Raw genomic sequence first — 22737 nt, forward strand, 5'->3', positions numbered from 1 at the left:
CGAACTGAAGCGATTTGGTCGACGTCGAGAAAGAGCTTAGAACAGACGAGCGAGAAGGGCGGCCACCGCCGTTTCAACGCGCAGGATGCGTTCGCCCAGTTGCACGGGCTGCAATCCGGATTGGCGCAACAGGTCGACTTCGTAGGGGATCCAGCCGCCTTCGGGGCCGATGGCCAGGGTGACGGGCTGTGTGACAGCGCGCGGGCAGGCAGGAAAGTCACCGGGATGCCCGACCAGCCCCAGGGTGTCCGCCGCCATCTGCGGCAGGCGGTCTTCGACGAAAGGCTTGAAGCGTTTCTCGATCACGATTTCGGGCAGTACACAGTCGCGCGCCTGTTCCAGCCCCAGAATCAGTTGCTCGCGGATGGCCTCCGGCTCCAGAAAGGGGGTCTGCCAGAAGCTTTTTTCAACCCGGTAACTGTTCAACAGAACGACTTTCGGCACGCCCATCGTCGCGATGGTCTGGAACACCCGACGCAGCATCTTGGGCCGTGGCAGGGCCAGCAGTAGCGTCAAAGGCAGCTTTGCGGGCGGCTCGGCGGTCAGCGAAACACGCAGCTCGGCTTCATGCGGTTCGAGACGCAGCAGCTCGGCGCTGCCCAGCAGGCCGTTGATACGGCCGACACGTAAACTGTCGCCAACTTCGACCCGATGGACGTCCTGCATGTGCCTGAGTCGTCGGTCACGCAGGACGACCCGGTCGGCCGCAATGAAATCGGCCTCTTCAAGCAACAGCAGGTTCACGGCGTGGTCGCGGGTGGCTGGTCTGGCTTGTCAGCGTCTTGCGCTTGATCGTCCGGGTGATCGCCACGCTTCTTGATCATCGTGCTGCACAGCACGCCCAGCTCGAACAGCAGCCACATCGGCACGGCCAGCAGCGTCTGCGAGAAGATGTCCGGTGGCGTCAGGATCATGCCGACCACGAAGCAGCCGATGATCACGTAAGGCCGGATCTTCTTCAGGTATTTGACGTCTACGATGCCGATCCAGACCAGCAATACCACCGCCACCGGGATCTCGAAGGCCACGCCGAAGGCAAAGAACAGGGTCATCACGAAGTCGAGGTAACTGGCGATGTCCGTCATCATCGACACGCCTTCGGGCGTCACGCTGGCGAAGAAGTGGAAGATGATCGGGAACACCAGAAAGTAGGCGAAGGCCATGCCTGCATAGAACAGGATGATGCTGGAGACCAGCAGCGGGATGGCCACGCGTTTCTCATGCTTGTACAGGCCCGGCGCAATGAAGCCCCAGATCTGGTGCAGGATGACCGGCATGGAAAGGAACAGCGCGACCATCATGGTCAGCTTGAACGGCGTGATGAACGGCGACGCCACGTCGGTGGCGATCATCGTTGCGCCTTCAGGCAGATAGACCCGCAGCGGTGCCGAGACCAGCGTGTAGATCTTCTGCGTGAAGTAGAACAGGCCGGCAAAAATCAGAAAGACTGCCGCAACACAGCGCAACAGACGTGTACGCAGCTCGGTGAGGTGCGAGATCAGCGGCATTTGCTGATCGTTTTCCGGGATATCAGCGCTCATGGGGCTCGTGGTGGCAATGACGAATCGTGGGCGGGAGGCGTCGGAGGCGGCGCAGACGCATCGGCTGGCTTCGCGGCTTTATCGAGCGACAGCCCGGTCTTGGGCGCTGCGGGTTCTGCGGGGCCGATCTCGTGATGTGCGGTGGCCGCAGATTCTGTCGGTGCGGGTGGCGGACTCACCGGTTCGTAAGGGGTCTCGGTGTGCTGATTCTGAGCGAACATTTTCCGCGCTTCGTCTTCAAGCGAAACAATGTGCTCGTTGTGCAACTGCCGACGAATTTCGTCGGCACCGATTTCACGCTCAACTTCCTGTTTGATCGCATTGAAGCTGCGCTTCAAGCGACCGATCCATAAGCCTGCAGTGCGCGCCGCACCCGGCAAACGCTCGGGACCCAGTACCAGCAAGGCAACCAGGCCGACGAGCAGCAGTTCAGAGAAGCTGATACCGAACATGGGCTTAAACCTGGTCTTTGCGGAGCGGCTCGTCGACTTTGTGCGCCTGGGCGTCGATGGTGTGCGGTTGGTTCAGGGGTGAACCCTGAGGGGCGGCTTGTGCCTGTTGTGGCTGAGGCGCAGGTTGCTCTTCTGGCTTGTCATCGTCATGCATGGCTTTGCGAAAGCCTTTGATCGACTCACCGACATCGCTGCCCAGGCCTTTGAGTTTCTTGGTCCCGAAAACCAGCACTACGACTATCAGGATGACGATCCAGTGTTTCCAGTCAAAAATACCCATGAAACAGTCCTCGTAGAAGAATTCAAGCTTGAAAGGGGAGAGCGTTATTCTGCCGTGCGTGCGGCTTTTTCCGCGTGGCCGGACAAGCCGAACCGGCGATCCAGCTCGTCGAGCACGGCTTGCGGGTGCTGACCCAGCGCGGCGAGCATCACCATGCTGTGAAACCACAAGTCAGCGGTTTCGTAGATCACGTCACTGCAATCGCCACTGACAGCGGCGTCCTTGGCGGCAATGATGGTCTCGATCGACTCTTCGCCGAGCTTTTCCAGAATCTTGTTCAGGCCCTTGTGATACAGACTGGCGACATAGGAGCTGTCGGCAGCGGCGTCCTTGCGTGATTCCAGCACTTCGGCCAGGCGGGACAACGTATCAGTCATGTTCAGTGGCCTGCGTGGTAAATAGCATCAGGATCTTTCAAGACCGGGTCGACGGTCTTCCATCCTGAGTTTTCGTACACCCGGTAGAAGCAACTTTCGCGTCCGGTGTGGCACGCGATGCCACCGATCTGCTCGACCATCAGGATAATCACGTCGGCGTCACAGTCGAGGCGCAGTTCGTGCAGCTTTTGCACATGACCCGATTCTTCACCTTTACGCCAGAGTTTGCCACGCGAACGCGACCAATAGATTGCACGATTCTCGGAGGCCGTCAGGCTCAGGGCCTCGCGGTTCATCCAGGCCATCATCAGTACCCGGCCGGTCTTGTGATCCTGAGCGATTGCAGGCACCAGACCGTCGCTGTTCCAGTGAATCTCGTCCAGCCAGTCTTTCATATCTACTCCGGCAGCCGGGCTTCAGGCCCGGCGGATTGAACAGTGTGCCAGCGCCATACGCTGCTGGCTATCGGCGAACGATCAGATACAGGCCGGCGATCAGCATGATCGCCGCTGGCCAGGCCGTCAGCGTCAGCAGCTGGGTCGCCGCCTCGCTCATCACCCAGCCCTGTATCGCGCCACCCACCAGCAATGCGGCGCCGATCAGCCGCAGTATCGGCTCGTCTTTGCGGTCGTGCCAGGGGCGTGGCGGATCGGACGCATGAGGGCGTGACATGCGCTCCAGAAGGTCTCGGGTCATGCCGGCGATATGCGGCAGTTGCTCGACCTGGGATTGCAGGTTGCCCAGCAGGGTTTTCGGGCTGACCCGTTCACGCATCCAGCGCTCCAGATACGGCTGCGCGGTGCTCCACAGGTCCAGCTCCGGGTAAAGCTGGCGACCCAGACCTTCGATGTTGAGCAGGGTCTTTTGCAGCAGAACCAGTTGCGGCTGGACTTCCATGTTGAAGCGCCGGGCAGTCTGGAACAGGCGCATCAGCACCTGACCGAACGAGATGTCCTTGAGCGGCTTCTCGAAAATCGGCTCGCAGACCGTGCGGATTGCCGCTTCGAACTCATTGAGCTTGGTCTCTGCCGGCACCCAGCCCGAATCGATGTGCAGTTGCGCAACCCGGCGATAATCCCGCTTGAAGAAGGCAAACAGGTTACGGGCCAGATAATCCTGGTCTTCCGGGGTCAGGCTGCCGACGATGCCGCAGTCGATGGCAATGTATTTCGGGCTCCACGGGTTGACCGTGCTGACGAAAATATTGCCGGGGTGCATGTCGGCGTGGAAGAAGCTGTCGCGAAAGATCTGGGTGAAAAAAATCTCCACGCCGCGCTCGGCCAGCATTTTCATGTCAGTGCGCTGGTCAGCCAGCCCGGCCATGTCGGTGACCTGAAGGCCGTAGATGCGCTCCATGACCAGCACTTTCGGACGGCACCAGTCCCAATAGACCTGAGGCACGTACAGCAGGTCGGAGCCTTCGAAGTTGCGGCGCAACTGGCTGGAGTTGGCCGCCTCGCGCAGCAGGTCGAGTTCGTCGTAGATGGTTTTTTCGTAGTCCATCACCACCTGCACCGGATGCAGCAGGCGTGCATCGGCTGAAACGCGTTCGGCCATGCGGGCGAGAATGAACAGCCACGCCAGGTCCTGACCGATGACCGGCTTGAGGCCCGGACGCACGACTTTGACCACGACTTCTTCGCCGGTCTTCAGGCAGGCGGCATGCACTTGTGCCACCGAGGCCGACGCCAGCGGCGTTTCGTCGAAACGACTGAACACATCACAGATGCGCGCGCCCAGTTGCTCCTCGATCAGCTTGATCGCCACTTGCTGATCGAATGGCGGCACGCGGTCCTGCAACAGCATCAGTTCATCGGCAATGTCTTCGGGCAGCAGGTCGCGCCGGGTAGACAGCAGTTGCCCGAATTTGATGAAGATCGGCCCCAGGTCTTGCAGGGCCAGACGAAAGCGCACGCCACGGCTCAGCTCGGACTTGCGCCGGGGCAGCCAGCGCCAAGGCAGCACGAAACGCACAGCGAGCATCCACCACGGCAAGGGCAGGGCGAACAACAGGTCATCCAGGCGATAACGAATAACGACGCGTTGAATGCGAAACAGACGGCGGACGGCAAGCAGCTTCATGCGTTATCGCTGGTATTGAGGGAGTGGGCAAGGCGTGCAAAGCGCGCCTCAAGGCGTTCCAGATCCATTTTGATCTGATCAAGTTCGGCAAACCGGGCTTCGGCTTCGTGGTTGCCTACCAGTGTGCGTGACTCTTCGCTCAGGTAATCGGCCACGTTCTGGCTGAGGCTGGCCATGCTGTCGCGGGTCCAGCGCCCCTGGCTGCGCAGGTGGCTGCTGAACATCTGGCTGGCGACCGGGCCGACCCAGCGGGACAGTTCATGTTCCCAGTCCAGTTCCAGGTCCTGCAGGATGCCGACCAGCTCCAGCAATACGCCGCTGTCACCGTCGAGTTCGACGTCAGGGCCGTGCAATACGGCGGTCTTGTCCTTGCTGAGGGCCAGACGCATCAGGCTGGACGCGGGCGCACGCAGTGTGCAATCGGCGTCGGCCGCCCAGCCAGCCGCCAGCAGCAGGCCCTCGTCGCTGGGCAGAATAAAGAGTTTCAGGGACGGATCACGGCAGTCGACGGCAATGATGCGGCCGGACAGATGCGCCATGCGCGGCAACGCCGTGCTGTCCAGACGCAACACCCGATTGATGCCGTGCTCGATGCTGGCGAGCAGCCCCCGAAGCAACATCAGGGTTTGATACCGCGATGCAGCGCCACAACGCCTGATGTCATGTTGTGATAGGTCACGCGGTCGAACCCGGCGTCTACCATCATCGACTTGAGGGTTTCCTGATTGGGGTGCATGCGGATCGATTCGGCCAGATAGCGATAGCTTTCCGAGTCATTGGTGACCAGCTTGCCCATCAACGGCATGAACGCGAACGAGTAGGCGTCGTAGGCCTTGGACATGAGCTTGTTGGTCGGCTTGGAGAATTCCAGCACCAGCAGGCGACCGCCGGGCTTGAGCACGCGCAGCATGGAGCGCAGGGCGTCTTCCTTGTGCGTCACGTTGCGCAGGCCGAAGGCAATGGTCACGCAGTCGAAATGGTTGTCTGGAAACGGGAGCTTTTCGGCGTCGGCCTGGACGAACTCGACATTGCCCGACACACCCAGATCCAGCAGGCGGTCACGACCGACCTTGAGCATGGAGGCGTTGATGTCCGCCAGGACCACCTGGCCGGTCGGGCCGACCAGGCTGGAGAATTTACGGGTCAGATCGCCTGTGCCGCCGGCAATGTCCAGTACACGGTTGCCGGTACGAACACCTGACAGCTCGATAGCGAAACGCTTCCACAGACGGTGCATGCCGCCGGACAGCAGGTCGTTCATCAGGTCGTACTTGGCCGCGACCGAGTGGAAAACCTCAGCGACTTTCTCTGCCTTCTGGCTTTCCGGTACATTTTTGTAACCGAAGTGAGTAGTAGGTTCGGCATCGCTGCCTTTGCGCTGATCGTTCATATCGTTCACCGGAATAGAGTGCGGGCCATTCTAATCGCCAAGGCTGGCTTTGTCTTGACAAGGCTCACTTGCAACGCTTTTTTGGATGCAGGCGGATGTATATAGTTGCGCCGCATTTCATCCGACGATCAAGGAACCCTCCGATGGCCAAGATAACCGTTGAACGCCCGCATACGCTGGGCCTGGAAAAGGCCCGTGAGAAGGCCGGACAGCTGGTTCAGAAGCTCACTGACAAATATGGCCTGGCGCACGAATGGGTGGGCGATACCGTGATGCTGGAAGGCAAGGGCGCCAAGGGCAAGGTCGAAGTCGAAGAGGCGCTGATTCGCATCAATATCGAGCTGAGCTTCATGTTGTCGGCCATGAGTGGCCCGATCAAGACCGAAGTCGAACGAGTGCTGGATAAAGCCCTGGCGGCCTGAACCTGTCTATGATCCGTGGCTGTCTTCGCGCCTGAGCGCAAGCAGTCCTGCGCACTACGAAGGCGGTAAGCCGGCGTCACGCTTCAGCAGGCTGTCTATCTGCAGGACGCAGTCTTCAACGCTCATGCGTGACGTGTCCAGGCGAAGATCCGGGGATGCAGGCGGTTCGTACGGCGACGATATACCGGTGAAGTCAGGCAGTTCATTGGCGCGGGCGCGAGCGTAAAGACCTTTCGGGTCTCGCTGCTCGCAGGTCGCCAGAGGCGTGCTGATATAAATCTCCCTGAGGGCGTTCGGGCCGATGATCTCTCGGGCCATAGCCCTGTCCTCGCAGGACGGGGAAATAAGCGCCGCAATCACGGTCAGGCCCGCTTCATTCAGAATTTTTGCGACCTCTGCCGTACGTCGAATATTTTCCCGGCGATCCGCTGCCGAGAAGCCCAGGTTACTGTTCAACCCCCGCCTCAGTTGATCGCCATCCAGCACAACGACAGCTCGACCGGCCAGCGACAGTCTCTGCTCCAGCCCGCAGGCAATGGTGGATTTGCCCGAAGCGCTCAGGCCGGTAAACCACAGTGTTATCGCGGTGTGCCGCCGAGCCGCCTGCTCTGTTTCGCAACCGGGGGCGGAGTGGGTGCTGGCGTTCAAATGGCAGCTCCTTGCTGTCGTCTCTGAGCAGATGAGCCCATCATACTTTTGGTACCGCCCGGGTGCCATTCTCGCGTCGACGCGCAGCCCTTAGGGTGAGCATTCTAATTTTTGCGGGTAGCGTTGTGCCCATGCCTGCTGGAGGCACTGACTTCAACGTTTGAGCATGAGGTGTACCGTGGCCACTGTGAACACGAAGAAAAAGATCGAAGCGCCGCAAGGCTCCACGCTTTCCGACGCCCGACTGTATGCCCGCAAGATCTGGCTGGCCGGGTTGGGCGCCTGTTCCCGAGTCAACGAGGAAGGCGCTCAGTACCTCAAGGACTTGATCCGGACCGGCGAGCAGGCCGAGAAGGAAGTCCTCAAGACGGTCGATGAAAAACGTCTGGCCGCCAACGGCGAAATCCAGTCAATCAAGGGCGAAGTGTCAGGCGCCAGGAACCGTGTTGAAGCGCAACTGAGCGTTATCGAGGGCGCTTTCGACCGGCGTGTCGCAAAAGCCTTGAACCGCATCGGAATCCCGTCTAAACATGACGTTGACACGCTCTCTGCTAAGCTCGATGAACTGACAGCGTTGCTGGAACGTGTCGGGCCTAAAAATCTCAAACGCTCCGAGTCGAAATGGCTCGAACGTTCCGAGTCTGGACAATAAGGAGAGCAGGATGGCTGGCAAAAAGAAAATCGATAAAGATGGCAGCTCCTGGATTGGAGAGGTTGAGAAGTACTCTCGGCAGATCTGGCTGGCTGGTTTGGGCGCGTATTCCAAGATCAGCAATGACGGCAGCAAGCTTTTCGAAACGCTGGTAAAAGACGGCGAAAAAGCCGAGAAAGAAACCAAGGTCGAGGCGCAGAAGCAACTCGATGAGGTGAAAGGCGCGGGCAAGGCTGCCAAGTCCCGTGTCGGTGACGTCAAAGACCTCGCGGTCGGCAAATGGAATGAGCTGGAAGGGGCTTTTGACAAGCGTCTGAACAGCGCCATTTCACGCCTGGGCGTGCCGAGCCGCAATGAAGTCAGGGAACTGCACAGCAAGGTCGATCAACTGACCCGGCAGATCGAGCACGTGACCGGGGAGAAGGCCAGACCTGTTGCGTCGCGTGCTTCTGCCGCCAAGCCTGCTGCGGCCAAGAGTGCTGCCAAACCGGCGCCGAAGGCGGCTGCAAAACCGTTGGTCAAAGCGGCCGCCAAAACCGTCGCAAAAACGGCGGATAAGGCAGCAGGAAAAACCGCAGCAGCCAAACCGGCTGTGAAAAAAGCGGCGGCCAAGCCGGTCGATGCAGCCAACAAGGCTGCAACTGCAACCGCCAGCAAAGCCAAGGCAGTCGCCAAACCTGCCGCAGCGAAAAAGCCTGCGGCCAGAAAGCCCGCTGCCAAGCCTGCCGCCAAACCTGCGGCATCGGCAACGCCGGCAAACAGCTCGACTGCAGCTCCAGCGCCAGCGTCTGCACCGGAAACACCTGCCAGCCAGTCCTGATAACCGGCTGCAACACCAAAGCCCGACCTGCTAGCCAGGTCGGGCTTTTTGTTTGTCAGGCTTGCGCCCGCGATTGGACGCAGAGCGTCCAGAACGGCATGCCCACGCAGAGCATGGGCACGACAGGTGTGCGCCGAACGCCTCACGTTCCCGGGCACGATGACGCTCAGGTCTATCCGCTCAGATACCCCATTGCCAGCCGTTCAGCCGCCTGTCTTGAGCGGGGTAGAAGGTGCGGGGTGACGAGCATCATGATCTGGTAAACCACCACCCGCACGTTGCCGTCTCGGCCCAGTATTCGCTGGTAATCCAGTGAAAACAGCAGGTTCATGGTGATCTGTTCCACCAATTGCCCGAGCGCCTGGGTTTCACTGACCAATTGCCCCCGGGCCTTCAGGCGGGCCAGCAGCGAAGCCAGGGTCTTCTTGATCGAGTTGAGCAGGTTGCGAATGCCTCGGGCCAGTTTGGGCAGGCGTCCGGCGAGGTTGGACAGGTCCTGAAACAGAAACCGATAGTGCGACAGCCGCTCGACGATCAGGTGCAGAAACATCCAGTAGTCTTCAGCCTCGAGCCGGGCATCCGGGGGCGGGTCGAGCAGCGGCGCCAGTTCTGCCTGGAAACGCTCGAAAAGACTCAGAATCAACGGCTCCTTGCCGTGAAAGTGGTAATACAGATTACCCGGGCTGATGCCCATTTCATTGGCGATTTCCAGCGTAGAAACGTTGGGCTCGCCCTGCTGATTGAACAGCGTCAATGCACATTCGAGGATTCGGTCGCGGGTTTTCATCCGGTCTTCTTGTTCAAGTGTCAGCAAGCCTGCAAGTGTCGAACGTGCTCAGGGCGATTTCGAGTACGGGTGCGGGTGCATGACTGCGCGGTGCCGTTCCTGGCGCAGAAAACCCATGATGATCGGCGCGACGGCTTCAGCGCGGGTGATCAGGAACAAGTGCCCGTCATCGATGATGTGCAACTCGGCATTGGGGATTCGCCAGGCCAGCAACCGCATATTGACCAGCGGGATCAACGGGTCGTCGTCACCGGCCAGCACCAGTGTCGGCTGGCGAATCTTGTGCAGCCAGTGAACGCTGGTCCAGCCCATGCCCGCGAACAATTGCCAGTAATAGCCCAGCTTGCCGGACGAGCGAACCTTGGCCGCGTGATTGGCCGCCAGGTGCGGATCACGGCGAAAGGCACCGCCGTAGATTTCCGGCGCAATGCGAATCACATGGGACGGCTGGATGTAGCGGCGCGGGCTGGCCATCAACCACAGCACCCGTGGTTTGCCAGGCACCATCGCCATGCCTGCTGACGTGGCCGCCAGCACCAGCTTCTTGCAGCGCTCGGGGTAATCATGGGCGAACTGCTGGGCCAGCGCTCCGCCCCAGGAAACACCAATCGCGTTGACCTGCCCATAATTCAGGTAATCCAGCATGCGCGCGGCCAGCTTCGCCAGGCCGGGAAAGCGATACGGGCGTCTGGGTGTCGAGGAACCCCCGACGCCCGGCACATCGAACGCGATGACTTCCAGGTCCGGGTCCAGTGCTTCGACAAAGGGAAACACCAACTCCAGATTGGCCCCGATGCCGTTGAATATCAGCAACGGCGTCAGATGACCCTTGCCTGGGCGCACCGCTGTGCGAATGGTGTGCCCGTTCAGGTCGATGGAGCGAAAAACAAACGGTTGCGGCATGCGCGAAGCCCTGTTGATTAAACCGCTGGCAGGACAATCCTGCGTTTCCCGGGGTCAACCGAGGCCAGGCTCTCTGTTCATGCTCCAGAGCAGCAGCGCCTAGCGTTCGTGAACGTACGTGCCGGGCGCTGCCGAGGTTGTCGGGAACGCCTTGTTGCCCAGCGTCGTCGGCGCTTTTTTGAGTTTCCCCGAGCGCGTGGTTTGCCACGCCTGCCAGTGCAGCCACCAGGAATCAGTGTGTTTGGTGCCGTTTTCCTGCCAGACGGCCGGGTCTTCAGGCAGCTCGTCATGGGTCATGTAGCGCGACTTGGGGTTGCCCGGCGGGTTGAGAATGCTCTGGATATGGCCACTGCTCGACAACACGAACTCGGTCTTGCCACCAAAGAGTCGCGCTGATTTGTAGCAGGAGGCCCACGGCGTGATGTGATCATTGGTGCCTGCCAGGCAGAACACATCGGCAGTGACCTGCTTCAGGTCGATTGGCGTGCCGCAGACTTCCAGCGCGTTGGCGCGGGTCAGCGGGTTGTTCTTGAACATCTCGATCAGGTCGCCATGAAACGCCGCCGGAAGACGCGTGGTGTCGTTGTTCCAGAACAGGATATCGAAGACCGGTGGCTCGTTGCCCAACAGGTAATTGTTGACCCAGTAGTTCCAGATCAAGTCATTGGGGCGCATCCAGGCGAACACTTTGGCCATGTCGCGACCTTCGAGCACGCCCGCCTGGTACGAATGGCGCTTGGCGGTCTCAAGGGTCTGCTCGTCGACGAACAACGCGACTTCAGTGTCCAGGGTAGTGTCGAGCACGCTGACCAGCAGGGTCATGGCGTTGACTTTCTTTTCCCCCAGCGCGGCGTAATGGCCCAGCAGCGCGGTACAGGTAATGCCGCCCGAGCAGGCGCCCAGCATGTTGAGGTCTTTGCTGCCGGTGATCGCCAGCACTGCATCAACGGCTTCCTTGAGCGCTTCGATGTAGGTCGACAGCCCCCACTCGCGCTGAGCCTTGGTCGGGTTGCGCCAACTGATGATGAACGTCTGCACATTGCTGCGCAGGCAAAAGCGCGCCAGGCTTTTTTCCGGGCTCAGGTCGAAGACGTAGAATTTGTTGATCTGCGGCGGAATCACCAGCAGTGGACGCTCATGGACCTGTTCGGTGATGGGCTTGTACTGGATCAGCTCCAGCACCTCGTTGCGAAACACCACCGAGCCCTCGGTGGTGCCCAGGCTCTTGCCGACTTCGAACGCCTCCATGTTGACCTGGCTTGGCATGCCGCCGTTGTTCACCATGTCCCTTGCCAGGTTCGACAGCCCGTCAAGCAGGCTCTTGCCGCCAGTGTCGAAGAAGCGCTTCACCGCGGCGGGATTGGCAGCAGAATTGGTGGGTGACATGGCTTCAGTCATCAGGTTGATCACAAAATGACCACGGTTGATGTCCTGCTGCGTGAGGTTGCTGCCGCCGATCCAGTCGTGCAGCTCTTTACGCCAGGCCAGGTACGTTTGCAGGTAGCGGCGATAGAGCGGGTTCTGGCTCCAGGCCGGGTCAGAAAAACGCCGGTCTTCGGGCGTCGGCTGCAAGGCGGACGTACCGAACATCACATTTCTGAGTTCGACGCTCAGGTGCGCCACGTGCTTGATGCTGTGAAGGGGTTGCCTGAACGCCTGGCGAAGAACCATGCGAGCGGTGCTCAGTAAATCCTTGCGCCTCAGCCCGACAACCGGGTTCAGGCCCAGCGTATGCTCGGAGGCCTGGCGTTGCAGCTCATCGTCTTTCGGTTTACTCATCTACGACGCTCCATTGTCTTGAGACGAACACTGACATTCCTTGCCTGTGGCCCAGCGACACAGGCATTTAGCCGGCACTACTGCTCGTGTGACGTATTCCTTGCAGGCTGCTGTTCACATCAATCCGATGCAGGGAGCTTGCCATACCCATTGGTTACGCGAGATTGACTGAAATCACAAGCAGCGTAGCTCATGGATTGCCATGTGGTTCAAAGCATCAGCTTGATGACATGCTCCGAAGGATCGCGGGATTTCCCGGCTTTCTGCAATTCCTGAAGGTAGTCTTCCCATAGCGATTCCTGTCGCCTGGCCAACTGGTACAGGTAGTCCCAGGTGAACAATCCTGAGTCATGGCCGTCATCGAAGGTCAGTTTCAGTGCATATTGGCCAGCCGGCTCGACCTTGGTCAGGCCGACGCCCAGCTTGCCGAATTGCAGGATCGGCTTGCCGTGCCCCTGAACTTCGGCAGACGGAGAATGCACCCGCAGAAACTCCGCAGGCAGGTGGTATTCCTCACCCGATGCGTACTTCAATGTCAGGGTTCTGGAAGCTTTGTGCAGCTGAATGGCGGTAGGGAGCATTGAAAACAGCCTCAAGTTTAAGCAGCAGGCAGAAGCAAAAAAGCTGCAAGGGCGAAGAACCGCTTGCAGCTTTCAACTGACCGCTTACATCGTCAGAGAATATAACGCGAGAGGTCTTCGTTTTCTGCCAGATCGCCCAAATGACTGTTGACGTATTCGGCGTCTATTTCAATCGTCGTTGCGTCCTGGCTGATGGCGAGGTCTCCGGCGCTGAACGAAACCTCTTCCAGCAGGCGCTCGAGCAGCGTGTGCAGGCGACGGGCACCGATGTTTTCGGTCTTCTCGTTCACTTGCCAGGCAATTTCGGCGAGACGCTTGATGCCTTCGGGCTTGAACTCGATTTTCAGGCCTTCGGTCTTGAGCAACTCGCGATACTGCTCGGTCAGTGAGGCATGCGGTTCGCTGAGGATACGTTCGAAGTCTTGCGGCGACAGGGCCTTGAGTTCGACGCGAATCGGCAGGCGGCCTTGCAGCTCAGGCACCAGGTCGCTTGGCTTGCTCAGGTGGAACGCGCCGGAGGCGATGAACAGGATGTGGTCGGTCTTGACCATGCCCAGCTTGGTGTTCACGGTGCAGCCTTCGATCAGCGGCAGCAGGTCACGCTGCACGCCTTCGCGGGACACATCGACGCCGCCTGAATTGCCACGCTTGGCAACCTTGTCGATTTCGTCAATGAACACGATGCCGTGCTGCTCGACCGCTTCCAGCGCCTTGGCCTTCAGCTCTTCCTCGTTGACCAGACGCCCCGCTTCTTCCTCGCGCACCAGCTTGAGCGCTTCCTTGACCTTGAGCTTGCGGCTCTTGGTCTTGCCTTTGCCCATGTTGGCAAACAGGCTTTGCAGCTGATTGGTCATTTCTTCCATGCCGGGCGGTGCAGAAATGTCGACCCCTACGGCTTCGTTGATCTCGATTTCGATTTCCTTGTCATCCAGCTGGCCTTCCCGCAAACGCTTGCGGAACAGCTGGCGGGTATTGGAATCGTTGCTCTGTGCCGGGTCTTCGTTGAAACCCACACGAGCGGGTGGCAGCAGCGCATCGAGGATGCGGTCTTCGGCAGCATCTTCGGCGCGGTGACGAACCTTGATGATTTCCTGCTCGCGCAGGAGCTTGATCGCGGCATCAGCGAGATCACGAATGATCGACTCTACATCACGGCCTACATAGCCCACTTCGGTAAACTTGGTGGCTTCGACCTTGATGAACGGTGCGTTGGCGAGCTTGGCCAGACGGCGTGCAATTTCGGTCTTGCCGACGCCGGTCGGGCCGATCATCAGGATGTTCTTGGGGGTCACTTCGACACGCAGCTCTTCTGGCAGCTGCATGCGGCGCCAGCGATTGCGCAAGGCAATGGCGACGGCGCGTTTGGCATCGTCCTGGCCGATGATATGGCGATCAAGTTCGTGGACGATTTCGCGGGGAGTCATGGACATGGTTATTCACGGCCCTCTGGCGCGGTAAAGCCAATGGGGCCGCAACGCGTGCGGCCCGGCAGAGGCTTAGCCGGCGAGGTCCTGCTCCTCAATGGTGATGTTGTGGTTGGTGAAGACGCAGATGTCGCCTGCGATGTGCAGCGAAGTCTCGGCGATTTCGCGTGCCGACAGATCGGTCTTGAGCAGCAGGGCGCGTGCGGCCGCCTGAGCAAATGCGCCGCCGGAACCCATCGCGATCAGACCATCTTCGGGTTCTACGACATCGCCGTTACCGGTGATGATCAGCGAGGCGTCCTTGTTGGCAACCGCCAGCATGGCTTCAAGACGGCTCAGAGAGCGGTCGGTACGCCAGTCCTTGGCCAGCTCGACGGCTGCGCGGACCAGATGCCCCTGGTGTTTTTCCAGCTGGGCTTCGAAGCGCTCGAACAGCGTGAATGCATCGGCGGTGGCGCCAGCAAAGCCGGCGATCACTTCACCGTGATACAGGCGGCGCACTTTCTTGGCGTTGCCTTTCATGACGGTGTTGCCCAGGGAAACCTGGCCGTCGCCGGCCATGACAACTTTACCGTGGCGGCGCACTGAAACGATGGTGGTCAAGGGAGAGTCTCCACACTGCGGGGCGAAAATGCCCTGATGCAAACTCATATGGGGGTGTGGGTGAGTATTTCAACCTTGGGGGTGAATCGGGGGGGAATGACTGTGAGTTGATCCTGCACCAGTGAGAACGGACGGGTGCCGCTTCGCTTGTCCGCAAGCTGCCGGGTGACTTATCCACGGTCTATCGGAACGTAGGCGCGGACTTGTCCGCGAAGGGCTGCGAAGCGGCCCCGACACAGGCTGCCTCGGCTGCGTCTGATACACCAATGCGGCTGGTTTTGCTGCCGGTTCCCGGCAGATCGCGGACGAGTCCGCGCCTACGCTCTCTGGGCAGAAGCTCCGTACTCATCGAAACATCGCGATGAGCACGGAAACAGAGGTGCGTTGACTACCGGCTCTGACGTTGTTGCAACAACAGGTTACTAAATCCGCCACTCGCCAGTTGTTTCTGGGCCGTGGTCAGTTGTTCGCGGTTGCTGAACGGGCCGACCAGCACGCGGTACCAGGTTTCGTCCTTCACCGTGCCGGACTCGACGGTCGAGGTCTGGCCCAGCAGGATGATCTGCGCACGGACTTTCTCGGCGTCAGCCTGTTTGCGGAACGAGCCCGCTTGCAGGAAGAACGTCGTGACCGCCGCTGGCTTGGTGGTGGCAACAGGTGGCGCCGGTGGCGGCGTCAAGCCGCTGAGTGCGGCCTGCGCCCGCGCGGTGTCGATTTTGGCGGCCTGTTCGGGCGAAACCGGAGCTGTCGGCGCCACTGGCGGCGGGGTCTTCTCCGGAACGGCCTCGTTCGGCACGATCACTTCCGACTCCGGTAACAGCGTGTAGAAGTCGTATTTGGGTTTAACCGGCGCCGTCGGGCTGGGCGGTGTCTTGTTCGCCTCGGCGATTTTCGCAGCTTTGGCGTCCGCCTTGACCCGCTTGACGTCTTCACCGCCCGGTTCGAGCTTCATCAGAAAGACCACGAATGCGCCTACGCTCAAACCGATTACCAGCCACAGCCATCCTGGAATCGGCTTCTTCGCGGGTGCCTGATAACGGCTGGCGCCCCGCTTGGGTGCCGGTTTTTTCTTCGCAACTGCCAACTTACATACGCTCCAGAGTTTCCAGACCCAATAGATCCAGGCCTTGCTTGAGGGTGCGACCGGTCAGGGCAGCCAGGCGCAAACGGCTCTGTTGCTGATCGGGACTTTCCGCACCAAGGATCGGGCAGTTTTCGTAAAAGCTGGAAAACAGACCCGCAAGGTCATACAGGTAAGCACAAAGTACGTGCGGTGTGCCTTTTTCTGCGACGTTATTCAGTGTTTCAGTGAACTGCGCCAGGCGTGCAGCCAGTTCCTGCTCTTGCGGCGCTTCAAGGACGATTTGCCCCTTGCTGGCGTCGAAAGGCGTGCCCAGCTTGCGGAATACACCGGCCACCCGGGTGTAGGCGTACAGCAGATAAGGCGCGGTATTGCCTTCGAAACTCAGCATCTGATCGAAGTTGAAGCTGTAATCGCTGGCGCGGTGCTTGGACAGGTCGGCGTATTTCACCGCGCTGATGCCCACGGCCTTGGCGATGCTGCGCAACTCGGCCTCGGCGACGTCCGGGTTCTTTTCTTTCACCAGCGTGTAAGCGCGTTCTTCGGCTTCATCGAGCAGGTCGATGAGCTTGACCGTGCCGCCGTCTCGGGTCTTGAACGGACGGCCATCGGCACCGTTCATGGTGCCGAAACCCATGTGCTCCAGTTGCATGCCGTCGTGGACGAAACCGGCACGGCGAGCCACTTCGAAAACCTGCTGAAAGTGCAGCGCCTGACGCTGGTCGACGAAATACAGCACGCGGTCGGCTTTGAGCACCTTGCTGCGGTAGCGGATGGCGGCCAGGTCGGTGGTGGCATACAGATAACCGCCGCCTGCCTTCTGCACGATCACTGGCAGTGGCGTGTCATCGGCAGTGCGGAATTCTTCGAGGAACACGCACTGCGCGCCGTTGCTCTCGACCAGCAGGCCCGTGGCTTTCAAGTCGTTGACCACATTGGCCAGGTCATCGTTATAGGCGCTTTCGCCCATGACGTCGGCCGGCGTCAGCTTGACGTTGAGACGCTCGTAGGTCTCCTGGCAGTGCGACAGCGAGATGTCCTTGAAACGCTCCCACAGTGCCAGGCATTCGGCGTCGCCAGCCTGCAATTTGACGACCAGACCGCGCGCGCGCTCGGCAAACTCGGCGGACTCGTCAAAGCGCTGCTTGGCGGCGCGATAGAAGTTTTCGAGGTCTGACAGCTCGTCGCTGGTCGCCGGTTTTTCCTGCAGGTAGGCCAGCAGCATGCCGAACTGGGTACCCCAGTCGCCCACGTGGTTCTGACGAATGACCGTGTCACCCAGGAACGTCAGCACGTTCGCCACGCCGTCGCCAATAATGGTCGAGCGCAGATGACCCACGTGCATTTCCTTGGCCAGGTTCGGTGCCGACAGGTCGACCACCACACGCTGCGCGGCACCGGCCTTGCGGACCGACAGCTGCGGGTCAGCCAGGGCGGCGTCCAGGCGCGAAGCCAGCGCGGCGGTATTCTGGAAGAAGTTCAGAAAGCCCGGCCCGGCAATTTCGACCTTGCTGACCTGCTCGTCGGCAGGCAGCGCGGCAATCAGCTTTTCAGCCAGATCGCGGGGCTTCATGCCGGCCGGCTTGGCGAGCATCATTGCGATATTGCTGGCGAAATCGCCGTGCGTCTTGTCACGGGCGTTTTCCACCTGGATCGCCGGCGTCAGCCCTTCTGGCAAGACGCCCTCGGTGACGAGACGGGTCAGGGCTTGTTGAATCAGCTGGCGAATGGTGTCTTTCATGGTGCTCTCTTCGACCGCAAGCGCGGTGGCGCTTCAATGCGCGGGTGGAAAAACTCTGCATTATCCGTTGCCGGAGCCTGCTTGCCAACGGCGTGGCCTAATAAAGATCCACCGGGTCCACATCCAGCGACCACCGGACCTGTCGCCCGCTGGGCATTTGCTCCAGCGCCTGCAACCAGGTACTGAGCAGTTTATGCAAGGGCGCACGCGCACTGGACTGCACCAGCAACTGCGCCCGATAGCGTCCGGCGCGGCGCTCCATTGGCGCCGGGATGGGTCCCAGCAGTTCGATGCCGCCCAGTTGCATCTGTGCGACCAGTTGCTCGGCATCGCTGCAGGCCTGATCAAGAAACGCTTCGGCCTGACCGGGCTTGTGCGCCTCGGCGCGCAGCAGTGCCAGGTGCGAGAACGGTGGCAAGCCAGCCGAGCGGCGTTCGCTCAAGGCCTGTTCGGCGAAAGCGAAATAGCCCTGCTCGGTGAGCTGGATCAGCAGCGGATGATCCGCCAGGTGCGTCTGGATGATCACTCTGCCCGGTTCTTCGGCACGACCTGCGCGCCCGGCCACCTGAACAATCAACTGCGCCATGCGCTCACTGGCCCGGAAATCGCCGGAAAACAGCCCGCCGTCGGCGTCCAGAATCGACACCAGCGTCACCCTCGGAAAGTGATGCCCCTTGGCGAGCATCTGGGTGCCGACCAGAATGCACGGCTGGCCACGCTGGATGGTCGCAAACAACTGGTTCATGGCGTCCTTGCGCGAGGTGCTGTCGCGATCCACGCGTAACACGGGGAAATCCGGAAACAGAATCGCCAGCCGCTCTTCGGCGCGTTCGGTGCCCGCGCCTACCGGGCGCAGATCCACCTTGCCGCAGGAGGGGCACTGGCGTGGCACGCGCTCGACATAGCCGCAATGGTGACAACGCAGCTCGCCCGAGCGCTGATGCACGGTCATGCGAGCGTCGCAACGCTGGCAGCCGGACATCCAGCCGCAGTCGTGGCACAGCAGGGTCGGCGCAAAACCGCGACGGTTGAGAAACACCAGCACTTGCTGGCCTGCCGCCAGGGTCTGGCCGATGGCCTGTTGCATCGGCCCTGAAATGCCGCTGTCCAGCGGCCGGCTCTTGACGTCCAGGCGCATGAAGCGCGGCTGTTGCGCGCCGCCTGCGCGCTGGTTCAGGCGCAGCAGGCCGTAACGGCCGGTGTAGGCGTTGTGCAGGCTTTCCAGAGAGGGCGTGGCCGAGCCGAGCACAATCGGAATGTTTTCCTGACGGGCACGCACCAGCGCCAGATCGCGAGCGTGGTAGCGCAGACCTTCCTGCTGTTTATAGGAGCCGTCGTGTTCTTCGTCGATGATGATCAGGCCAGGATTCTTCATCGGCGTGAATAAGGCCGAGCGCGTGCCAATGATGATGTCGGCTTCGCCGTCGCGGGCGGCCAGCCAGGCATCCAGTCGCTCGCGGTCATTGACCGCCGAATGCACCAGCGCAATCCGGGCGTTGAAGCGCTGCTCGAAGCGCGCCAGGGTCTGCGGCCCCAGGTTGATCTCCGGGATCAGTACCAGCGCCTGTTTGCCGGCTTCGAGCGTTTCGCGGATCAGTTGCAGATAGACCTCGGTCTTGCCGCTGCCCGTCACGCCCGCCAGCAGAAACGCATGAAAGCTGTCGAACCCGGCGCGGATGGCCTGGTAAGCGGCGCGTTGTTCGGTGTTGAGGGGCAGCTCCGGTTGGGCCAGCCAGTGTTCATGGCGGGCGCTGGGCGCGTGACTGCGGACCTCGACATACACCAGCTCTTTGGCCAGCAGCAGGTTGAGGCTGTCTTTATTGAGCATCAGTTTGCTGAGCAACTGATGCGCCACGCCATGCGGGTGCTGGGCGAGGGTGGTCAGGGCTTCGCGTTGCTTGGGCGCGCGGGCGATGCGTGAATCTTCAACGCTGGCACCGGGGGCAACGTGCCAGAAACGCTCCTGACGGCTCTCGGCCAGTTCGCCCTGACGCAACAGCACCGGCAAGGCCCAGCTCAGCGTGTCACCCAGGCTGTGCTGATAATATTGCGACGTCCACAGGCACAGCTTGAACAGCGCAGGCGGCAACGGGGCTTCGCTGTCCAGCAGGGCAATGGCAGGTTTGAGCTTGTCGGCAGGCACTTCGCTGTGGTCGACCACTTCCACCAGGATGCCGATCATCTCCCGACGCCCGAATGGCACTCGCAGGCGCATGCCTGGCTGCAAGGCGCTGCGCGACACGCCGGCAGGGGCGCGGTAGTCGAACAGGCGGCGGAGCGGCGAGGGCAGGGCAAGGCGCAGGATGGCGTCGGGCACGCGATGTTTCCCTGTGATGTTCTGTAATAAGAAGGCGCGATCTTAGCAGACGACCGGTGTGAAGGTTCGCTTGCGTCGTTGCAATTGTCTGGTACTATCCGCAGCCTATTTCCGTGCGGTATTCAACAATAGTGTTGGGTGGCGGCACGTTAGACTGAGGAAGTACCGATGAAAGCTGATATCCATCCAGTTTACGAAGCCATTGACGCGACCTGCAGCTGCGGCAATGTCATCAAAACCCGTTCCACTCTGACCGGCCCTTTGAGCCTGGACGTGTGCAACGAGTGCCACCCGTTCTACACCGGCAAGCAGAAGACGCTTGACGTTGGCGGCCGTGTTGACAAGTTCAAGTCCCGTTTCGGTGCGTTCGGCGCAACCAAAGCGAAGCAGGACTGATAGCAAGACTGGTTGCCCTTTGGGCTTTTCCAGACTGCTTGAAAAGGCGCCCCTTGTGGGCGTCTTTTTTATGTCCGCGATTTGGCTGTCCGGCGCGCAGGCGTTCTGCCCTGCGCCTGCGTCGTTGCCGGTTGTGCAGGTGCAGCGCGTGGTCGATGGCGACACGCTGCGTCTGAGCGATGGACGCAGCGTGCGCATGATCGGCCTCAATACGCCCGAAACCGGCAAGAAAGGCCAGTCTGCCGAGCCATTTGCCGAAACCGCCAAAAAACGGCTGCAAGCGTTGGTGGATGAAAGCGGCGGGCGTGTCAGCCTGCGTGTCGGTCGGCAGGCCAAGGATCATTACGGCCGCACGCTGGCCAACGTCTATGGCCGTGACGGCAGCAATCTCGAGGCGCAGTTGCTCAGCGAAGGTTTGGGCTATCTTGTGGCCGTCGCGCCCAATGTGGCGCTGGTCGACTGCCAGCAAGGCGCCGAGCGTCAGGCGCGTCTGGGCAAGCGTGGCCTTTGGCGCGATTCGCCGGTGCAGCCCTCGGACAGGATCAATAAGAGCGGCTTTGCCGTGGTGTCTGGCAAGGTCAGGAGCGTCCAGCGCAATCGCGGTGGCCTGTGGATCGAGCTACAAGGCTCGCTGGTGCTGCGTGTCGCGCCGGGCCAGGTGTCGGGCTTCGATCACACCACGCTGGAGCGGCTCAAGGGCCGGAACGTCGAGGCACGAGGCTGGGTGGTTGATCGTTCCCGGCGGGGCGCTCTGACGCCGGGGCAGCCGCGCTGGCTCATGCCGTTGACCCATCCCGCGATGTTGAGGCTGTCCGAAGGTTAGAAACTTCCGGAAAGTCGGCCGTTCGTTGGCGGGCGGTCGCGCGTTCGGTTTTCAGGTCTCTACGCGTAAAGTCTAACGTCATACCTCTTGACAGCACTGACCGGTCAGTCTTGTTAGGACTATGCATCTTGCGTATCCTCGGCGGTCCGTCTGTCCCACAGTAAAAAAAGCGGAATCCAACACATGTCAGATTTGAAAACTGCCGCGCTCGAATACCATGCCAATCCTCGTCCGGGGAAGCTGAGCGTCGAACTCACCAAGCCGACCGCAACTGCCCGTGACCTGGCTCTGGCCTACAGCCCTGGCGTTGCTGAACCCGTGCGTGAAATTGCCCGTGACCCCGAGCTGGCTTACAAGTACACCGGCAAGGGCAACCTGGTAGCAGTTATTTCCGATGGCACCGCAATTCTCGGCCTCGGCGATCTGGGCCCATTGGCTTCCAAGCCCGTCATGGAAGGTAAAGGGGTTCTGTTCAAGCGTTTCGCCGGTATCGACGTTTTCGATATCGAAGTCGATTCCGAAAGCCCGCAGGCGTTCATCGACACCGTCAAGCGTATCTCCATCACCTTCGGTGGCATCAACCTCGAAGACATCAAGGCGCCTGAGTGCTTTGAAATCGAGAAAGCGCTGATCGAACAGTGCGACATTCCGGTTTTCCACGATGACCAGCATGGCACCGCCATCGTGACCGCTGCCGGCATGATCAACGCACTGGAAATCGTCGGCAAAAGCCTCGACACCGCCAAGATCGTCTGCCTGGGCGCTGGCGCTGCTGCCATCTCGTGCATGAAGTTGCTGGTGAGCATGGGCGCGAAGATCGAAAACATCTTCATGGTCGACCGTACTGGCGTGATCCATTCCGGCCGTACCGACCTTAACCAGTACAAGGCCGTGTTCGCACACGCCACCGAAAAGCGCTCGCTGACTGACGCGCTGGACGGTGCTGACGTATTCGTGGGCCTGTCAGGTCCTAACCTGCTGAGCGCCGAAAACCTCAAGCTGATGGCCAAGGACCCGATCGTGTTCGCCTGCTCGAACCCTGATCCGGAAATCTCCCCGGAGCTGGCTCACGCTACCCGCAGCGACGTGATCATGGCGACCGGCCGTTCGGACTACCCGAACCAGGTCAACAACGTGCTGGGCTTCCCGTTCATCTTCCGTGGTGCTCTGGACGTTCGCGCCAAGCGCATCAACGAAGAGATGAAAATCGCCGCAGCCAATGCCCTGCGTGAACTGGCCAAGCTGCCTGTTCCTCAGGAAGTCTGCGACGCTTACGGCGGCATCAAGCTGGAATTCGGTCGTGAGTACATCATCCCGAAACCAATGGACACCCGCCTGCTGGGCCTGATCGCCGACGCGGTCGCCAAGGCAGCCATCGAGAGCGGCGTGGCGACCCTGCCGTATCCGAAGCACTACCCGCTGACCAGCGTGGACGACGTGTTCAACGGCTGATCCCGCAGCAACAAAAAACCCCTGCAGCGATGCAGGGGTTTTTTTATGCCTCAGGTAACGCTGTGCCTGTTCCAAAACGGACGCAGGGCGTCCAGAACGGCATACCGACGCAGAGCGTCGGCACGATAGTTATCGAACTATCGTTTTGCACGTTCCTGCTCGGGAATGCCCTTCGTGACGCACCGC

25 protein-coding genes are annotated in these 22737 nt (G+C 60.5%); 6 read left to right on the forward strand and 19 right to left on the reverse strand.

The features are described 5' to 3' along the window. Positions 1–36: 36 nt before the first annotated feature. From BW686_RS20460 to ubiE, 9 genes are all read right to left on the reverse strand, one after another. A complete protein-coding gene (locus tag BW686_RS20460) occupies positions 37–744 on the reverse strand; it encodes a 16S rRNA (uracil(1498)-N(3))-methyltransferase (RefSeq protein ID WP_084919318.1) in 708 nt (235 codons plus the stop codon). Beyond that, on the reverse strand, positions 741–1541 hold the full coding sequence (tatC, locus tag BW686_RS20465; protein WP_084919319.1) for a twin-arginine translocase subunit TatC: 801 nt from the start codon (positions 1539–1541) through the stop codon (positions 741–743). Before tatC ends, BW686_RS20460 begins: the two co-directional genes overlap by 4 nt. Continuing rightward, the gene (gene tatB, locus BW686_RS20470; RefSeq protein WP_084919320.1) at positions 1538–1993 is read right to left on the reverse strand and encodes a Sec-independent protein translocase protein TatB; all 456 of its coding nucleotides are present in this window, start codon (positions 1991–1993) and stop codon (positions 1538–1540) included. Before tatB ends, tatC begins: the two co-directional genes overlap by 4 nt. Before the next feature lie 4 nt (positions 1994–1997). After that, complete coding sequence (locus BW686_RS20475; RefSeq protein ID WP_084919321.1) at positions 1998–2273, reverse strand: twin-arginine translocase TatA/TatE family subunit; 276 nt, start codon at positions 2271–2273, stop codon at positions 1998–2000. Between the two features lie 44 nt (positions 2274–2317). Next, on the reverse strand, positions 2318–2650 hold the full coding sequence (locus BW686_RS20480; RefSeq protein WP_002551631.1) for a phosphoribosyl-ATP diphosphatase: 333 nt from the start codon (positions 2648–2650) through the stop codon (positions 2318–2320). 2 nt (positions 2651–2652) lie between these two features. Continuing rightward, positions 2653–3045, reverse strand: coding sequence for a phosphoribosyl-AMP cyclohydrolase (gene hisI / locus BW686_RS20485; protein WP_003414224.1), 393 nt, complete (start codon positions 3043–3045; stop codon positions 2653–2655). 67 nt (positions 3046–3112) lie between these two features. Beyond that, entirely contained in the window at positions 3113–4732 is a 1620-nt protein-coding gene (gene ubiB, locus BW686_RS20490; protein ID WP_084919322.1) for a ubiquinone biosynthesis regulatory protein kinase UbiB, read from the reverse strand. Next, a complete protein-coding gene (locus BW686_RS20495) occupies positions 4729–5352 on the reverse strand; it encodes a ubiquinone biosynthesis accessory factor UbiJ (RefSeq protein ID WP_084919323.1) in 624 nt (207 codons plus the stop codon). Before BW686_RS20495 ends, ubiB begins: the two co-directional genes overlap by 4 nt. Then, positions 5352–6122, reverse strand: coding sequence for a bifunctional demethylmenaquinone methyltransferase/2-methoxy-6-polyprenyl-1,4-benzoquinol methylase UbiE (gene ubiE / locus BW686_RS20500; protein WP_084919324.1), 771 nt, complete (start codon positions 6120–6122; stop codon positions 5352–5354). Before ubiE ends, BW686_RS20495 begins: the two co-directional genes overlap by 1 nt. Before the next feature lie 143 nt (positions 6123–6265). Here ubiE and BW686_RS20505 point away from each other — a divergent pair, with 143 nt between their 5' ends. Further along, positions 6266–6544 (forward strand): polyhydroxyalkanoic acid system family protein, encoded by a 279-nt coding sequence (locus BW686_RS20505; RefSeq protein ID WP_084919325.1) that lies wholly within the window; start codon positions 6266–6268, stop codon positions 6542–6544. A gap of 54 nt (positions 6545–6598) precedes the next feature. Here the strand turns inward: BW686_RS20505 and cysC are convergent, their stop codons facing one another. Further along, positions 6599–7192 carry an adenylyl-sulfate kinase gene (cysC, locus tag BW686_RS20510; RefSeq protein WP_256899034.1) on the reverse strand — a complete coding sequence of 198 codons (594 nt, stop codon included), beginning with the start codon at positions 7190–7192 and terminating at the stop codon, positions 6599–6601. Between the two features lie 178 nt (positions 7193–7370). Between cysC and BW686_RS20515 the strand changes: the two genes are divergently transcribed. Further along, a complete protein-coding gene (locus BW686_RS20515) occupies positions 7371–7844 on the forward strand; it encodes a phasin family protein (protein WP_084919327.1) in 474 nt (157 codons plus the stop codon). Between the two features lie 10 nt (positions 7845–7854). Continuing rightward, the gene (locus BW686_RS20520; protein ID WP_084919328.1) at positions 7855–8664 is read left to right on the forward strand and encodes a phasin family protein; all 810 of its coding nucleotides are present in this window, start codon (positions 7855–7857) and stop codon (positions 8662–8664) included. Between the two features lie 172 nt (positions 8665–8836). On the opposite strand, the gene BW686_RS20525 is transcribed toward BW686_RS20520, so the two are convergent. The 9 genes from BW686_RS20525 to BW686_RS20565 all read right to left on the reverse strand — a co-directional run bounded on the left by BW686_RS20525 (position 8837) and on the right by BW686_RS20565 (position 19880). Next, positions 8837–9451, reverse strand: a complete 615-nt coding sequence (locus tag BW686_RS20525; protein ID WP_084919329.1) for a TetR/AcrR family transcriptional regulator — start codon at positions 9449–9451, stop codon at positions 8837–8839. Between the two features lie 48 nt (positions 9452–9499). Then, entirely contained in the window at positions 9500–10354 is an 855-nt protein-coding gene (gene phaZ / locus BW686_RS20530) for a poly(3-hydroxyalkanoate) depolymerase (protein WP_084919330.1), read from the reverse strand. 99 nt (positions 10355–10453) lie between these two features. Beyond that, positions 10454–12133 (reverse strand): class II poly(R)-hydroxyalkanoic acid synthase, encoded by a 1680-nt coding sequence (gene phaC, locus BW686_RS20535; protein ID WP_084919331.1) that lies wholly within the window; start codon positions 12131–12133, stop codon positions 10454–10456. A 209-nt stretch (positions 12134–12342) separates the two neighbouring features. Then, positions 12343–12714: a gamma-butyrobetaine hydroxylase-like domain-containing protein gene (locus BW686_RS20540; protein ID WP_084919332.1), complete on the reverse strand. Its 372-nt coding sequence runs from the start codon at positions 12712–12714 to the stop codon at positions 12343–12345. Between the two features lie 92 nt (positions 12715–12806). After that, positions 12807–14144 (reverse strand): ATP-dependent protease ATPase subunit HslU, encoded by a 1338-nt coding sequence (hslU, locus tag BW686_RS20545; protein ID WP_084919333.1) that lies wholly within the window; start codon positions 14142–14144, stop codon positions 12807–12809. 66 nt (positions 14145–14210) lie between these two features. Next, positions 14211–14741: an ATP-dependent protease subunit HslV gene (hslV, locus tag BW686_RS20550; RefSeq protein WP_003392345.1), complete on the reverse strand. Its 531-nt coding sequence runs from the start codon at positions 14739–14741 to the stop codon at positions 14211–14213. Positions 14742–15129: 388 nt separating this feature from the next. Beyond that, positions 15130–15825 carry an SPOR domain-containing protein gene (locus BW686_RS20555; RefSeq protein ID WP_084919334.1) on the reverse strand — a complete coding sequence of 232 codons (696 nt, stop codon included), beginning with the start codon at positions 15823–15825 and terminating at the stop codon, positions 15130–15132. 1 nt (position 15826) lies between these two features. Continuing rightward, positions 15827–17563 carry an arginine--tRNA ligase gene (argS, locus tag BW686_RS20560; RefSeq protein ID WP_084919335.1) on the reverse strand — a complete coding sequence of 579 codons (1737 nt, stop codon included), beginning with the start codon at positions 17561–17563 and terminating at the stop codon, positions 15827–15829. A 97-nt stretch (positions 17564–17660) separates the two neighbouring features. After that, complete coding sequence (locus tag BW686_RS20565) at positions 17661–19880, reverse strand: primosomal protein N' (protein WP_084919336.1); 2220 nt, start codon at positions 19878–19880, stop codon at positions 17661–17663. A gap of 168 nt (positions 19881–20048) precedes the next feature. Here BW686_RS20565 and rpmE point away from each other — a divergent pair, with 168 nt between their 5' ends. The 3 genes from rpmE to BW686_RS20580 all read left to right on the forward strand — a co-directional run bounded on the left by rpmE (position 20049) and on the right by BW686_RS20580 (position 22551). Then, entirely contained in the window at positions 20049–20276 is a 228-nt protein-coding gene (gene rpmE, locus BW686_RS20570; RefSeq protein ID WP_084919337.1) for a 50S ribosomal protein L31, read from the forward strand. A gap of 19 nt (positions 20277–20295) precedes the next feature. After that, a complete protein-coding gene (locus tag BW686_RS20575) occupies positions 20296–21099 on the forward strand; it encodes a thermonuclease family protein (RefSeq protein ID WP_179149334.1) in 804 nt (267 codons plus the stop codon). A 183-nt stretch (positions 21100–21282) separates the two neighbouring features. After that, entirely contained in the window at positions 21283–22551 is a 1269-nt protein-coding gene (locus BW686_RS20580; protein WP_024672916.1) for a malic enzyme-like NAD(P)-binding protein, read from the forward strand. Positions 22552–22737: the final 186 nt, after the last annotated feature.

The organism is Pseudomonas syringae (genome assembly GCF_002157375.1).
Classification (GTDB): Bacteria; Pseudomonadota; Gammaproteobacteria; order Pseudomonadales; family Pseudomonadaceae; genus Aquipseudomonas; species Aquipseudomonas syringae_T.